General features: G+C 68.7%; 16 protein-coding genes. 15 read left to right on the top strand and 1 reads right to left on the bottom strand.

What is annotated here, in order from left to right:
* The first annotated feature begins 21 nt into the window (after window positions 1–21).
* On the top strand, window positions 22–990 hold the full coding sequence (locus tag ABL843_RS10440; RefSeq protein ID WP_184636197.1) for a Bug family tripartite tricarboxylate transporter substrate binding protein: 969 nt from the start codon (window positions 22–24) through the stop codon (window positions 988–990).
* A 15-nt stretch (window positions 991–1005) separates the two neighbouring features.
* Here the strand turns inward: ABL843_RS10440 and ABL843_RS10435 are convergent, their stop codons facing one another.
* Window positions 1006–1728: a Crp/Fnr family transcriptional regulator gene (locus tag ABL843_RS10435; RefSeq protein ID WP_418119807.1), complete on the bottom strand. Its 723-nt coding sequence runs from the start codon at window positions 1726–1728 to the stop codon at window positions 1006–1008.
* A 141-nt stretch (window positions 1729–1869) separates the two neighbouring features.
* Here ABL843_RS10435 and ABL843_RS10430 point away from each other — a divergent pair, with 141 nt between their 5' ends.
* The 14 genes from ABL843_RS10430 to ABL843_RS10365 all read left to right on the top strand — a co-directional run bounded on the left by ABL843_RS10430 (window position 1870) and on the right by ABL843_RS10365 (window position 12694).
* Complete coding sequence (locus ABL843_RS10430) at window positions 1870–2388, top strand: ester cyclase (RefSeq protein WP_418119806.1); 519 nt, start codon at window positions 1870–1872, stop codon at window positions 2386–2388.
* Window positions 2385–3158: an SDR family NAD(P)-dependent oxidoreductase gene (locus ABL843_RS10425; RefSeq protein WP_418119805.1), complete on the top strand. Its 774-nt coding sequence runs from the start codon at window positions 2385–2387 to the stop codon at window positions 3156–3158. The genes ABL843_RS10430 and ABL843_RS10425 overlap by 4 nt, the downstream gene beginning before the upstream one ends.
* Window positions 3159–3206: 48 nt before the next feature.
* Window positions 3207–4280: a hypothetical protein gene (locus ABL843_RS10420; protein ID WP_418119804.1), complete on the top strand. Its 1074-nt coding sequence runs from the start codon at window positions 3207–3209 to the stop codon at window positions 4278–4280.
* Between the two features lie 82 nt (window positions 4281–4362).
* Complete coding sequence (locus ABL843_RS10415) at window positions 4363–5703, top strand: MFS transporter (RefSeq protein WP_418119803.1); 1341 nt, start codon at window positions 4363–4365, stop codon at window positions 5701–5703.
* 99 nt (window positions 5704–5802) lie between these two features.
* Window positions 5803–6567, top strand: coding sequence for a GntR family transcriptional regulator (locus tag ABL843_RS10410; protein WP_418119802.1), 765 nt, complete (start codon window positions 5803–5805; stop codon window positions 6565–6567).
* The gene (locus ABL843_RS10405) at window positions 6564–7364 is read left to right on the top strand and encodes a transporter substrate-binding domain-containing protein (protein WP_126024152.1); all 801 of its coding nucleotides are present in this window, start codon (window positions 6564–6566) and stop codon (window positions 7362–7364) included. The genes ABL843_RS10410 and ABL843_RS10405 overlap by 4 nt, the downstream gene beginning before the upstream one ends.
* Before the next feature lie 120 nt (window positions 7365–7484).
* Window positions 7485–8147 (top strand): amino acid ABC transporter permease, encoded by a 663-nt coding sequence (locus ABL843_RS10400; RefSeq protein WP_126024151.1) that lies wholly within the window; start codon window positions 7485–7487, stop codon window positions 8145–8147.
* Between the two features lie 24 nt (window positions 8148–8171).
* Window positions 8172–8825 (top strand): amino acid ABC transporter permease, encoded by a 654-nt coding sequence (locus tag ABL843_RS10395; RefSeq protein WP_019654918.1) that lies wholly within the window; start codon window positions 8172–8174, stop codon window positions 8823–8825.
* A complete protein-coding gene (locus ABL843_RS10390) occupies window positions 8809–9591 on the top strand; it encodes an amino acid ABC transporter ATP-binding protein (RefSeq protein ID WP_126024150.1) in 783 nt (260 codons plus the stop codon). The genes ABL843_RS10395 and ABL843_RS10390 overlap by 17 nt, the downstream gene beginning before the upstream one ends.
* 192 nt (window positions 9592–9783) lie before the next feature.
* Window positions 9784–10275, top strand: coding sequence for an AAA family ATPase (locus ABL843_RS10385; protein ID WP_418119801.1), 492 nt, complete (start codon window positions 9784–9786; stop codon window positions 10273–10275).
* Window positions 10276–10303: 28 nt separating this feature from the next.
* A complete protein-coding gene (locus ABL843_RS10380) occupies window positions 10304–10849 on the top strand; it encodes a GNAT family N-acetyltransferase (protein ID WP_418119800.1) in 546 nt (181 codons plus the stop codon).
* The gene (locus ABL843_RS10375; protein ID WP_184636180.1) at window positions 10846–11427 is read left to right on the top strand and encodes a DUF1439 domain-containing protein; all 582 of its coding nucleotides are present in this window, start codon (window positions 10846–10848) and stop codon (window positions 11425–11427) included. Before ABL843_RS10380 ends, ABL843_RS10375 begins: the two co-directional genes overlap by 4 nt.
* On the top strand, window positions 11424–12416 hold the full coding sequence (locus tag ABL843_RS10370) for a glycerophosphodiester phosphodiesterase (RefSeq protein ID WP_418119799.1): 993 nt from the start codon (window positions 11424–11426) through the stop codon (window positions 12414–12416). The genes ABL843_RS10375 and ABL843_RS10370 overlap by 4 nt, the downstream gene beginning before the upstream one ends.
* Window positions 12413–12694 (top strand): hypothetical protein, encoded by a 282-nt coding sequence (locus ABL843_RS10365; RefSeq protein WP_126024145.1) that lies wholly within the window; start codon window positions 12413–12415, stop codon window positions 12692–12694. Before ABL843_RS10370 ends, ABL843_RS10365 begins: the two co-directional genes overlap by 4 nt.
* Window positions 12695–12724 lie beyond the last annotated feature (30 nt).

Genomic DNA, 12724 nt, shown 5'->3' with positions numbered 1-12724 from the left:
CACAAGAACAGGAGACGGATCATGAACAAGCCCTTTCGCGCCGCGCTCGCGGCCATTTCCCTCGGCCTCGGCGCCACGGCGGCAACGGCCGCCTTTCCCGACAAGCCGATCAAGATCGTCATCGGCTTCCCGGCCGGCGGCCCGCTCGACCAGCATGCGCGCCTGCTCACCGACAAGCTGCAGGCCGTGCTGGGCCAGCCGCTGATCGTCGACTACAAGCCCGGCGCGGGCGGCTCGGTGGGCGCCGACGCAGTCGCCAAGAGCCCGGCCGACGGCTACACGCTGATGCTGGCCAACACCGGAGTGGCGGTGATCAACGGCGCGCTCTACAGCAAGCTGCCCTACAACACGCAGCGCGACTTCGTGCCCATCGCGCGCACCGCCATGCAGCCGCTGGCGCTGCTGGTCACGCCCAAGCTGCCGGTGCAGAACCTGAAGCAGTTCATCGACTACGCCAAGGCGCGGCCCGGTCAGGTCAACTACGGCTCGGCCGGCAACGGCGGCATCAGCCACCTGGTGCCCGAGATGTTCAAGACCGCCACCGGCATCTTCATGGTGCACATCCCCTACCGCGGCAGCGCGCCGGCCTTCACCGACCTGATGGGCGGGCAGGTGCAGTTCATGGCCGAGTCGATCCCGCAGGCGGCCAACTATCACAAGCAGGGCAAGGTGCGCGCGCTGGCCGTGACCAGCCGCGAGCGCAACCCCGCCCTGCCCGACATCCCGACCGTCATCGAATCGGGCGTCAAGGGCTTCGAGGTGGTGGGCTTCTACGGCTTCCTCGCGCCGAAGGACACGCCTAAAGACGTGGTCGCGAAGCTCAGCGACGCCTTCAAGCAGGTGCTCAACAACCCCGAGGTGCGCGAGCGCATGGTGAGCCAGGGCGCCGACCCGGCCTTCCTGGGCAGCGACGACTTCGCGCGCTTCCTCGCGACGGAAACGCCGCGCTGGGAGAAGGCGGTGAAGGCCTCCGGCGCACGGATGGACTGACCCGACCCGTGCGGCTCAGGGCGGCGTGGCCGCGTGCCGCTCGAGCCGCGCGCGGTCCAGCAGCTCGATGGCGCGGTAGCGCACGCGCAGCGTGCCGTCTTCCTCCCAGAGCTTGAGCTGCCGGTTCACGCTCTGGCGCGACACGCCGAGCATGAACGACAGGTCTTCCTGCGACACACCCAGCATCGTGCCGCCGCCCTCGCCCGTACCTTCGGCGCGCGCGTCCAGCGTGAGCAGCCGGTGCGCGAGCCGCACCGGCAGAGGCATCAGGATCACGTCGTCGATCCACGCCAGCGCCTGGCGCAGCCGCAGGCACACCAGCCGGGTGAAGGCCATGTGCACGTCAGGATGCTCGGCCACGAGCCGGTGGAAATCGGCCGCCGCGACCACCGCCATCTCGGTGGTGTCGACCGCGCAGGTGTCGTAGACGCGCTCGCGCCCCACCAGCAGCGACACCTCGCCGAACCAGTGGCCGGGTTCGAGCATCGCGATGACGGCCTCGCGCCCGCCCGGCGCCACCACGCTCACGCGCAGCGATCCTGAAACCACGCCGAAGAGCGCATCGGGCGACGAGCCCTTGTGGAAGAGCGATTCGCCGCGCGCCAGCGTGCGCCGGTGCGCCACTTCGAGCAGGCGCCGCTGCACGTGCTCGGCCAGCCGCATGTCGCCGTTGTGCACCGGCGATGGCTGCGCAGAGTCCGGCGCCGTGCCGGTCGATGAAGGGGGCGTGCGTGGCATTGCGGGTTTGTCCGTAGCGGCGATTGCCAACACCGGACAGTCTTGTTTCAGGGGCGTGCCGATAGTACGCAGCGAGCCCGGGCAGGCGCATTCGCGCCAACCCGATGTCAGCAGCTTTCCTGTCACATGGAGCACACCCCGATGAACGACGACAGCACCCCACGCACGGCACTCCAGGCCCGCCGCGAGCGCCTCGTGCTCGACCACTTCGCCGACGAGACCCGGCAGGACTTCGACGCGGTGCTCGGCACCTTCCCGCACCCCCACTACGAGCTGGTTCCCAGCGGCGAGGTGCACGACGGCATCGCCGAGGTGCGCCAGTACTACGTCGACACGCGCCGCGCATTTCCCGACCAGCGCCACGAGATCATCCAGCTGCGCCACGCCGACGATTCGGTGGTCGTCGAGTTCTGGCTGCTGGGCACCCACAAGGGCCCGCTGAAGGGCCTGCCGCCCACGGGCAACAGCTTCCGCTGCCGCATGAACGCCTTCTTCATCTTCGAGGGCGACCGGCTGGTGTGCGAGCGCGTGTACTTCGACACGCTGACGATGCTGCGGCAGCTGCTGGCGGGCGTGCCGGCCGAGCACGTCGGCGCGCTGGTTGGCGGCCTGCTGGGCCAGCCCGCCGCCGCACGCGCACCCGAGACGGCCTCGGCATGAGCGCGCTGCGCGGCGATGCGCTCGCGGGCCGGCACGCCATCGTGACCGGCGGGGCGCGCGGCATCGGGCTGGCGATCGCGCGGCGGCTCATGGCGGCGGGTGCGAGCGTCGCGCTGTGGGATCTCGACGCATCGGCGCTGGCGGATGCCTTGCGCAAGCTCGAACCGCTCGGCACCGCCACATCGGCTGTGGTCGACGTGCGCGACGAAGAGCAGATCGCACACGCGGCCTCGCAGTCGAACGAGCGCTTCGGCGGCACCGACATCCTCGTCAACAACGCGGGCGTGCTCGGCCCGACCGTGCCGGCCTGGGAGCACACGCCCGCGCAATGGCGCAACGTGCTGGACGTCAACCTGACGGGCGCATGGCTGTGCTGCCGAGCGGTGGCGCCAACGATGCTCGCCCGGCGCCGCGGCCGCATCGTCAACATCGCCTCGGTCGCGGGCAAGGAGGGCAACGGCTTCAACGCCGCCTACTCCGCCTCGAAGGCCGGGCTCATCGCACTCACCAAGTCGCTGGGCAAGGAGATGGCCTCGTCCGGCGTGCTGGTGAACTGCATCACGCCCTCGGCGGCCGACACCGACGTATTCGCGGCCGTGCCCGCGGAGCACCGCGAGCAGCTTCGCACCGCCCTGCTCTCGCGCGTGCCGATGGCGCGCTTCGTCGAGGTCGACGAGGTGGCGGCCATGGCCGCATGGCTCGCGTCGGACGACTGTTCCTTCAGCACCGGCGCGGTGTTCGACATCTCGGGCGGGCGCTCGATGTACTGAGCGCCCGCCCATCCATTTCGCTTCCTTCGAGGCAGACAAGGAGCCCCCATGATCCGAGACCCCGAACCCTCCGGCCTCGCGCAGCTCGCGGATTTCGACGGCGCGCGCGACGCCGCCATGCCCCAGGACCGCCTGCGCGCCGTCCGCCGCGCCGCCGAGGGCCTGCGCGAGCGCCTGCTCGACGCACCGCCGGTGCGCTACGCACGCAGCTTCGACCTGCTGCGCATTCCCTACCCAGCCTGGTTCGCCTTCACCGGCGTGTATTCGCAGCAGCTGCTCAAGCCGCACATGGTTCACCTGCTGGCGCGCACGGTGCTCGTCCAGTACGACGACTTCGAGGGCCGGCTGCGCACGCTGCTGTTCACCCCGGCCGACTTCGAGGCCGGCAACGAGACGCCCTACTTCAAGCGCCTGGCCGCGCAGACGCCGAAGTTCCTGCACAAGGCCATCGCGCCGGTCTACCAGACCGTGCCGCAGGCGCTGGCGAGCTGCGGCGTGGCGCCGGAGCAGGTCGACTACATCACCTACGACCACCTGCACACGCAGGACGTGCGCCGCTGGTTGGGCAACGACGGCACGCCGGGCCTGCTGCCGAACGCGAAGCTGCTGGTGCACCGACAGGAACTCGCGAACGTGCAGGGCCTGATGCCGGTGCAGGCCGAGTGGTACTGCCCGCACGGGCTCGACGGCATTCCGGCCGATCGCATCGTGGCCTTCGACGGCAGCATCCAGCTCGGACGCGAGCTGGCGCTGGTGCACACGCCGGGCCACACCGAGGGCAACCATTCGCTGGTCTACCGCGCCGCCGACGGCCTGCGGGTGAGCAGCGAGAACGGTGTGTCGGCCGACAGCTGGGCGCCGCTGCAGTCGCGGCACAACGGCATCCGCCGCTACGCGCAGGCCACCGGTGCGGAGGTGATCCTCAACGGCAACACGCAGGAGAGCAGCAACGACCAGTACCTGTCGATGGTGCTGGAGAAGACGCTCGCGGGCACATCTTCCTCGCACGGCTTCAGCAACGTGGTGCCGTCGGCCGAATGCACGCCGCACTGGCTCTTTCCGGGCGCACCGGCCAGCTTCCTCTGGGGCGAGACCAGCTTCGGAACGCCGGTGACGGCCTGACCCAACAACGACAACGACAACGACAACGACAACGACAACGACAACGACAACGACAACGACAACGACAACGAGGAGACAGACGATGAACGCAGCCACCCTGGCCGGGGCGCAGGCAAGCACCTCCCCGGGCGCCGCCGCGCGCGAGGACGCCGCCCTCTTCCGCAAGATCACCTGGCGCCTGATGCCGCTGCTGTGCGCCTGCTACGTGCTGAACTACCTGGACCGCACCAACGTGGGCTATGCGCAGCTGCAGATGAAGGAGCAGCTCGGCTTCAGCGACGCGGTGTTCGGCCTGGGCGCGGGCATCTTCTTCATCGGCTACGCGGTGTTCGAGATTCCGAGCAACCTGATGCTCGCGAAGATCGGCGTGCGCGCGACGCTGCTGCGCATCATGGGCCTGTGGGGGCTGGCCTCGGCCGCGATGATGTTCGCGACCACGCCCACGCAGTTCTACGTGCTGCGCTTCCTCATCGGCGTGTTCGAGGCCGGCTTCGCGCCGGGCGTGCTGTTCTACCTGACGCTGTGGTTCCCCTCGCACCGCCGCGCGCAGGCCACGGCGCTCTTCTTCATGGCCTTCGGCGCGGCGCCCATCGTGGCCGGGCCGATCGCGGGGCTGACGATGACGTATCTCGACGGCGTGCTGTCGCTGCGCGGCTGGCAGTGGCTCTTCCTGCTCGAGGGGCTGCCGAGCGTTCTGCTGGGCATCGCGGCTTTCGGCTTGCTGTCGAACAGCCCGGCGCAGGCGGCCTGGCTGAGCGCCGCCGAGAAGCAGCGCGTGGCCCGCCTGCTGGCCGAGGACCAGGCCGCGCACGGTGCCGCCGAGCGCCACACCTTCGGCGCGGCCATGCGCGACGGCCGGGTCTGGCTGATCGGCTTCATGTCCTTCCTCATCATCCTGGGCATCTACGCGCTGTCGTTCTGGCAGCCGACGATCCTGAAGTCGATGGGGCTGAGCGTGCTGCAGATCGGCTTTTACTCGGTGATACCGGCGGTGGCGGGCATCGCGGCGAACATCGTCGTGGGCCGGCATTCGGACCGCCGCAAGGAGCGCCGCTGGCACTTCGCGCTCAGCGCGGTCGTGGGCGCGGCCGGGCTGGCGCTCACCACGCTCTTCATGCACGACGCCATCGCCGCCGTGCTGTGTCTCTCGCTAGCGGCCATGGGCATCTCGGCGGCTTTCACCGTGCTGTGGGCGGTGCCGGGCAACTTCATGTCGAAGAGCGCGGCAGCGGCTGGCATCGCGCTCATCAGCACCATCGGCGGCAGCGCGGGGCTGGTGGCGCCGATGATGGTCGGCTGGCTCAAGACGCTAACCGGCGGCTTCACCGCCAGCCTCTACGTGCTGAGCGGGGCGCTGGTGCTGTCGGCATTGCTCATGCTTGTGGCGCTGCCGGCCAGCGCGCTGGGGCGCCACCGGCACTGAATCGGCGCACCGCGCCGGGCCTCCGTGCGGGGGCATGCTCCATTCAGGTGCGCAAATCTTGCATACCAGTTGGCACAGAAGCTGCTGGTATGCAGGCCTATGGCCATCTCCGCATCCGAAATCAGTGCACGCATCGTCGAGGCGGTGATGGCACAGAAGCTCGCGCCGGGTTCGCGCCTGGGCGAGCAGCAGCTGGCGATGCTGTTCGACTGCAGCCGCACCATCGTGCGCGAGGCGCTCACGCGGCTGGCGGCGCGCGGCATCGTCACGGTGAGCGCGCGGCGCGGCTGGTTCGTCATCGAGCCTTCGCAAGACGAGGCGCGCGAGGCCTTCGAGGCGCGGCGGGTGATCGAACTGGGCTTGATCCGCAGCGCGGGCAGCACCGGCAAGATCGAGAAGGCCGCCCTGCGCCAACTGAAAGCGCACCTGCAGCGTGAAAAGGCCGCACTGAAAGAGAGCGACGTCGGCAACCGCAGCTTCCTGCTGGGCGATTTCCATGTCTGCCTGGCCGAGTGCCTGGGCAACACGCTGCTGGCCGACACGCTGCGCGACTACACGGCGCGCACCACGCTGATCGCGATGCTCTACCAGTCCACGCACGACGCGGTGCAGTCCTGCGAAGACCACGTGCAAATCGTCGCGGCGCTGGAGCGCGGCGACCACGCCGCCGCCGAGGCGCTGATGGCCGAGCACATCGGTACGGTGCAGTCGGCCCTGCGCGTGCAGGCGCCCACCGATCCGCTCGCGCAACTGCGCGACGCGCTGGCGCCGTTGCAGAACACGGCCACGCCCAAAGGCAAGGGCCGCAAGCCCGGCGCACCACCCGATTCCGATTCTTCGACTTACCTAGGAGCCCTGCTATGACTTTCTCTGCTTCCAAGCGCCGCATCGCCCTCGCGCTCGCTTCCGCCGCCATGCTCGCCTCGGCCGGCGGCGCCTATGCCCAGAACGCGCTCGACAACGTGCTCAAGGCCAAGACCATCAAGATCGCCGTGCCCACCGACTACCCGCCCTACGGTTCGGTCGACAAGAACATGAAGCCGCAAGGCCTCGACGTGGAGATGGCAGAGCTGATCGCCGCCAAGCTCGGCGTGAAGGTCGAGCTGGTGCCCGTGACCAGCGCCAACCGCATCCCGTACCTGCAGACCAGGAAGGCCGACCTGGTGATCTCCACGCTGGGCAAGAACCCCGAGCGCGAGAAGGTGATCGACTTCTCGTCGGCCTACGCGCCCTTCTTCCAGGCCGTGTACGCCGCCAAGAGCATGAAGCTCACCAGCTTCGCCGACATGGCCGGCAAGACCGTGGCCGTGACGCGCGGCGCGATGGAAGACCAGGAGCTGAACAAGGTGGCGCCGCCGAACGTCGACTACCGCCGCTTCGAGGACAACAACGCGACCATCGCCGCCTTCGTGGCCGGCCAGACGCAGACCATCGCGACCAGCGCCGCAGTTGCCGGCGACATGCTCGCCAAGAACCCGAAGGTCAGCGCCGAGTTCAAGCTGCTGCTGAAGGACAGCCCCTGCTTCGTCGGCGTGGCCAAGGGCGAGACCGCGCTGAAGACCAAGGTCAACGAGATCATCGCGGCCGCCAAGAAGGACGGCACGCTCGACGCCATGTCCAAGAAGTGGCTCGGCAAGGCCGCTGGCGACCTCCCCGTCTGAACAAGCACTCCCCCATGCTTCGCGCACTTCGTGTCGCTGCGCACACCCCCTCGCCGGGGGGCAACGCCTGCGGCCCGGCAAAGCCGGTTCCGCGGCGTTCCACGAAGAGAAGGCTGACTTATGAACATCGAGTTTGACTTTGCTGCGGTGCTCTCCGAGTGGCCGCTGCTGCTGCGCGGCGTGGCGTGGACCATCGGCCTGACCGCCGTCGGCACCGTGCTGGGCATGATCGTGGGCACCTTCTGCGCGTGGGCGCGCGCCGACGGCCCGAAGTGGCTGCGCGCCATCGTGGGCACGTACGTGGAGCTGATCCGCAACACGCCCTTCATCGTGCAGCTGTTCTTCATCTTCTTCGGGCTGCCGGCCGCGGGCGTCAAGCTCACGCCGGAGGTGGCCTCGGTGATCGCGATGGTGCTGAACCTGGGTGCCTATTCCACCGAGATCATCCGCGCCGGCATCGAGGCAACGCCCAAGGGGCAGATCGAGGCGGCCGTGAGCCTGGCGCTCAGCAAGTCGCAGGTGTTCCTGCGCGTGGTGCTGCCGCCGGCGCTCAAGAAGGTGTGGCCCGCGATGGTGAGCCAGATCGTCATCGTGATGCTGGGCTCTGCCGTGTGCGGGCAGATCTCCACCGAGGAGCTGAGCTACGCGGCCAACCTCATCCAGAGCCGCAACTTCCGGGCCTTCGAGGCCTTCATCGTCGCCACGCTGATCTACCTGGCGCTGTCGGTGGCGCTGCGGCGGCTGCTCGACTGGGCGGGGCCGAAGTTCTTCTTCGGGCGCTGAGCGAACACGGGCACTTTCACCACCATGGCTGACTTTTCACTTTGGGACATCCTGCGCAACCTGCTGCTGGCACTGCGCTGGACTGTCGTGCTCTCGCTCATCGCCTTCATAGGCGGCGGCATCGTGGGTGCGCTGCTGCTCTTTTTGCGGCTGCGCGGCGGCAAGGCGATCGGCCGGGCCGTGGGCCTTTACGTGCAGCTCTTCCAGGGCACGCCGCTGCTGATGCAGCTCTTCCTGGCCTACTTCGGCATCGCTCTCTTCGGCGTGGACGTCTCGGCGTGGACCGCCGCCAGCGTGGCGCTCACGCTCTACACCAGCGCTTTCCTCACCGAGATCTGGCGCGGTTGCGTGGCCTCGATACCGAAGGGCCAGTGGGAGGCCTCGGGCAGCCTCGCGCTGAGCTTCGGCGAGCAGTTGCGCCACGTGATCCTGCCGCAGGCGGTGAAGATCGCCATCGCGCCCACGGTGGGCTTCCTGGTACAGGTCATCAAGGGCACCGCGCTGGCCTCGGTGATCGGCTTCGTCGAACTCACCAAGGCCGGCAGCATGATTTCGAACGCCACCTTCAAGCCCTTCGTGGTGTTCAGCTGCGTGGCCCTGCTTTATTTCGTGCTGTGCTTCCCGGTGAGCCTGTACGCCAAGAACCTCGAGAGGAAATCCCATGGCCGCCGTGCTTGAACCCCAACAACAACCCGCCACCGTGGCAGGCTCGCCCATCGTGCGCATCACGGCGCTGCGCAAGTCGTACGGCACCAACGAGGTGCTCAAGGGCATCGACCTCGAAGTGAAGCGCGGCGAGGTGATCGCCATCATCGGCAAGAGCGGCTCGGGCAAGAGCACGCTGCTTCGCTGCATCAATGGGCTGGAGGTGTTCCAGGAAGGCTCGCTCACGGTGGACGGCAAACCGTTGCTGCACGAGAGCGCCATGGCCATGCGCGAGCTGCGCCAGCGCGTGGGCATGATCTTCCAGGGCTTCAACCTGTTTCCGCACCTCACGGTCGGCAAGAACGTGATGCTCGCGCCCACGCTGGTGAAGAAGCGCACCAGCCTCGAAGCCGCCTCGCAGGCGCGCAAGCTGCTCGCTCGCGTGGGTCTGGCCGAGAAATTCGATGCCATGCCCGACCAGCTCTCCGGCGGCCAGCAGCAGCGCGTGGCCATCGCCCGCGCGCTGGCGATGGAGCCGGCCGTGCTGCTGTGCGACGAGATCACGTCCGCGCTCGACCCCGAGCTGGTGGGCGAGGTGCTGCGCGTGGTGGAATCGCTGGCCGACGAGGGCATGACGCTGCTGATGGTCACGCACGAGATGAGCTTCGCGCGCAAGGTCAGCGACCGCGTGATCTTCATGCACCAGGGCCGCGTGCACGAGATGGGGCCTCCGGCGGAGCTGTTCGGCAATCCGCGGACGGCGGAGCTGAAGCAGTTCCTGTCTTCGCTGCACGACTGAATCGAAACCGGCCGGGTTATCCTCGGCCCATGGCCTGCCTGCGTACCGCGTCCATTATTCGACCCATCCGGAAGACGGTGGGTTAGCGCGCGGCACTTCGAACGACAACAGGTACACGCCATGCAACCCGCCCCACGAGGCGGGTTTTTCGTTTCCTGGGGCATCTTTCTTCCACCCTTCCAGGAGATCGAAATGACACCACTCCCCCGCCCCGTGCTCCACATGGTCTGCGGCAAGATCGGCGCCGGCAAGTCCACGCTCACGCGGCAGCTCGCCGAGGCGCCCGCCACGGTGCTGATCAGCGAGGACACATGGCTGGCCGCGCTGTACCCCGGCGAGATCCACGAACTGCCCGACTACGTGCGCCGTGCGGGCCGGCTGAAGAAGGCGATGGCGGAGCATGTGGTGGCGCTGCTCGGCGCGGGCGTTTCGGTGGTGCTCGACTTTCCCGCCAACACGGTGGCCAGCCGCCAGTGGATGCGCGGCATCTTCGAGGCTGCGGGCGCGGCGCATGCGTTGCACTTTCTCGACGTGCCCGACGAGGTCTGCAAGGCCCGCCTGCGCGCGCGCAACGCGAGCGGCACGCATCCCTTCGAGACGACGGACGCGCAGTTCGACCTGATCGGCAGCCACTTCGCCGCGCCGTTGCCGGAGGAAGGCTTCGACGTCGTCCGGCATGGCTGAGGTCTCGCACCGCTATGCTCTGCTCCCGATGCAGATCGAACAAGCCAGGCCCGACGAGGCCGCCACAGTCGCCGCCGTGCTGAACGAAGCCGCCCGATGGATCGCCGCCGAGGGCCGGCCGCTGTGGTCGGCTGCCGACGTCGGCCTGGGGCGCGTGCAGCGCGACACCGATGCCGGCGGCTACTTCATCGCCCGCGCAGGCACCGACGTGGCCGGCGTGGTGCGGATCGACCTCGAAGACCCGGGCTTCTGGCCCGAAATGGAAAGCGGCAGCGCGCTCTACGTGCACAAGCTCGCGGTGAGCCGGGCCTGGGCGGGGCATGGCGTTTCGGTGCGGCTGCTGGAGTTCGCGCGCGAACGCGCGGCGCAACTGGGCCGGCCGTGCCTGCGGCTCGACTGCGTGGCCGACCGGACGCCGCTGCGCTCGCTGTACGAGCGCTTCGGTTTTTCACTACACAGCGAAATCCACAAGGGCGAACGGGCCTTCGCCCGCTACGAGTTGCAGGTACAGGCCATCGGCGCGCCGCCCGACACCGGGAAACTTCCCGCCTGTGGCAAGCTCGGAGCCCTATGAACCACCGCAACCCGCCCCCCAACTCCCGCCGCCGGGTGCTGCGCGCGCTGCTGGGCGCCACGGCGCTGCAGGCGCCCTTCGCGGCGCTGGCCGGTTTCAACTTCTTCACAAGTGAGTACACCGCCAGCCGCGACGAGCTGCAGACGCAGATCGCCAAGCGCTTTCCGGTGGCAGAGCGCTATGCCGAGATCTTCATGGTCGGCCTGCGCGATCCGCAGCTGGGCCTGGATTCGAAGGCCAATCGCGCCGCCATCACCGCCACGCTGACCATCGCGAGCCCGCTGCTCGCGGCTTCGCCCGTGCAGGGCGTGGTGTCGGTCAGCAGCGCCCTGAGGTACGACGCCACGGCGCGCGCGCTGCGGCTCGACCAGCCCAAGGCCGAGCGCCTGGAGCTGCAGGGCATCGAGGGCCGCGACGCGGAGCGGCTGCAGAAGGTGGGCGCGGTGGTCGCGCAGGAGCTGCTGCAGGGGCAGGTGCTGCGCAGCTTCACGGCCGACGAGCTCACCGTGGGGCGCAAGACCTACGAGATCGGCGACATCACCGTGCAGGACAACGGCATCAAGGTACAGCTCAAATGAAATACACCCTCCTGGCCTCGGCGCTGCTCCTGGCCGGCTGCTCGGCCATCATGCCCACGGCCAGGCAGCATTTCGACCTCGAAGCCCATCGCGGCGGACGCGGACTGGCGCCCGAGAACACGCTGGCCGCGTTCTCCAACGCAGTCGACATGGGCGTGACCACGCTGGAGCTGGACATCGGGCTCACGGCCGATGGCGTGGTCGTGATCTCGCACGACACCTCGCTCAACCCCGACCACACGCGCGACGCGAGCGGCGCATGGCTCGCGCCGAAGAGCGGCGCGCCCATCCGCACGCTCACGCTGGCACAGCTGCAGACCTACGACGTGGGGCGCATCAACCCGGCAAGCAACTACGGCAAGCTGTTCGCGCTGCAGGCTCCGCGCGACGGCGAGCGCATTCCCACGCTGGCCTCGCTCTTCGCGCAAGTGCAGGCTCGCGGCGCGGATGCCGCCACGGTGCGCTTCAACATCGAGACCAAGATCGACCCGTCGAAGCCCGACGAAACCGCCGCGCCCGAGCCGATGGTGCGCGCGCTGCTCGCCGAGATCGACAAGGCGAACATGGCCGGCCGCGTGACGATCCAGAGCTTCGACTGGCGCACGCTCACGCTGGTGGGCAAGCTCGCGCCGCAGCTGCCGCGCGCCTATCTCACCACGGCCCGCACGCTGAAGGACAAGCGCTGGACCGACGGCCTCGACGCGGCCAGCTTCGCCTCGGTGCCGCAGATGGTCAGGGCCGCGTCGGCCAATGCGCCGGGGCCGGTGATCTGGTCGCCGGCCTTCGCCGACCTCACGCCCGAGGTCATTCGCGAGGCCCACAAGCTCGGCCTGAAGGTGCTTCCCTGGACGGTGAACCAGCGCGCCGACATGCAGCGGCTGATGGACTGGGGCGCCGACGGCATCATCACCGACTACCCCGACATCCTGCGCGACCTGATGCGCGAACGCGGCCTCTCGCTGCCGCCGCCCGGAAAGAACGCATCGTGAGCGCCGCGCTGCAGCAGCTCGACGCCATCGCCGCGCGCGTCGCGGCCTTGCGCAACAACGAAGGCGGCTCCGTCACCACGCTGTCGGACGAGGCCCGCGCCAGTACCGAACTGCTGGGCGCCCTGCCCCCGCGCTACGGCGAGGTGCTGCTCGGCCTGCTCGACCGGCTGGAGTCGAGCGCGCTCTTCAGCGAGGAAAGCTGCTCATTCAGCCAGAAGGACCTGCTCGACAACCTGCAGGTGTGGGTCGACAAGGCCCGCGGCCAACTGGTGTCTTGACCGGCGTGCCGATCCGCCGGTTTATCATCC

This window comes from Variovorax sp. 350MFTsu5.1 (genome assembly GCF_048302515.1).
Lineage (GTDB): Bacteria > Pseudomonadota > Gammaproteobacteria > Burkholderiales > Burkholderiaceae_C > Variovorax > Variovorax guangxiensis.
The sequence above is the reverse complement of the archived record's forward strand: the minus strand, read 5'-3'. Positions and strand labels throughout refer to the sequence as shown.